This window comes from Desulfogranum marinum (assembly GCF_016918565.1).
Lineage (GTDB): Bacteria > Desulfobacterota > Desulfobulbia > Desulfobulbales > Desulfobulbaceae > Desulfogranum > Desulfogranum marinum.
Genome location: NZ_JAFFQD010000129.1, coordinates 1 through 1390, shown reverse-complemented (window position 1 = coordinate 1390; position 1390 = coordinate 1). Strand labels below are relative to the sequence as shown.

Sequence of the window (1390 nt, the reverse complement as noted above, 5' to 3'; positions counted from 1 at the left end):
CCTTTAGGGGACTTCTGAACTCCGTAAGGTTGGCGGATAAGTAGGAAATGCCAATATAAGTTATGTTGCATGGGAAAGAAGAATTGTTCCCAAAAATAGCGGAATATCTTGAAATGATAGAACAAATTAGCTTTCGGACAATTCGGCGTAAAAACATTATTATTTCAATAGGATAGCTCGACTCGCAACATAACAGGAATTATGTAAAATTTTGAAATTAGAGCAGAAAAAAGATATTTGAGTTGGCTGTATTAACGTGAACATCTGCGGGTTATCCGCAAAATGTTTTGTTTGAAAAGGAGTAAAATACCTCCGGATTTCCTGGAATAGGGCAATAAATAGTTCTGTCCCTTTTTTCCGGTAAATATTGCCAATACTAATATCTACCAGAGGGGATAATGTTTGCCTCATCAGGCTTCACATCCTTTTTATTTGCTTTCGATCTATGATATAATCAAGACATATACGTATAGAGAAGTACAAAAGGATTCTAGGGGGGGCAATGAAGAATCACAATATGTACTGTTCCTTTGACGTTTCTACCATTCTTGTCTTTTTCCTTATAATTATTATTGAATCAATCCCCCTTAAAGCTTCCGCTGGAACCCAAAAAATAATCCAGGAAATAGAAGGTTTTTTACAAGAAAATACCCATTCGCTTTATGTACTCAGTGACCTTAAGAAGGGAGATACTGTTTTTGCTTATATGGAACGGAAAAGCGGTAATTTGGATCCCTTTTTAGGAGTTTTGAAGTATGATAAAGACGTAGACATTGATTCAGAAGAAATATTACAACTTATCATTCATTCTGAACAAAATTTAAACGATTCCTTTTCACAAATTGCGAATAATATTTTCTTGAAATGGGACGATGACAGTGGCAGTGGCTATGCTGCTGTGTTGGAGTTCCATGTGCCCACCGATGGTACCTATTACATATTTGCCGGGAGCATGATCACCAACCATTCCTACATTGGCTTAAGCCCTGGGTTCACCTTTGGATCTTTTAGATTACTCCTTGGGGTAAATGCTCCGGAAGTTGCAGAGGGGGAAGGGGAGCCTTCCGGTCTAGAAATCGCTGTTCTCGACAACCGATATGCTGAACGCTCGGTTGACGTACAGCAGCTCAATCTACAGTTAACTAAAGATAGGCTAATTTCCTTTCGTCAATTCAGAAAGTTGAAATCAGGAGACATGATTTATGTCCGACTTGAAACCAAGGACGCCGCGCCTTTGCCACGTGTTTTCATAAGTGATTTTGGTGCGTATTCCACTGAATCCGGCCACCCATTCCAGTCGAAACCGGCCAGTCAGTCCACGTGATTCCGGCCACCTATTCCAGTGAAACTGGCCAGGTGGTCGGAGCGAAGCGACGCTGTTATTTTTTCA

1 protein-coding gene is annotated in these 1390 nt (G+C 40.2%); it reads left to right on the top strand.

The annotated features are described in order from the left end of the window. The first annotated feature begins 502 nt into the window (after window positions 1-502). On the top strand, window positions 503-1324 hold the full coding sequence (locus JWH17_RS23165; RefSeq protein ID WP_205225073.1) for a hypothetical protein: 822 nt from the start codon (window positions 503-505) through the stop codon (window positions 1322-1324). Window positions 1325-1390 lie beyond the last annotated feature (66 nt).

Coding starts and splice junctions, on each gene's coding strand:
- JWH17_RS23165 (WP_205225073.1), top strand. CDS start 503: ATGAAGAATCACAATATGTACTGTTCCTTTGACGTTTCTACCATTCTT.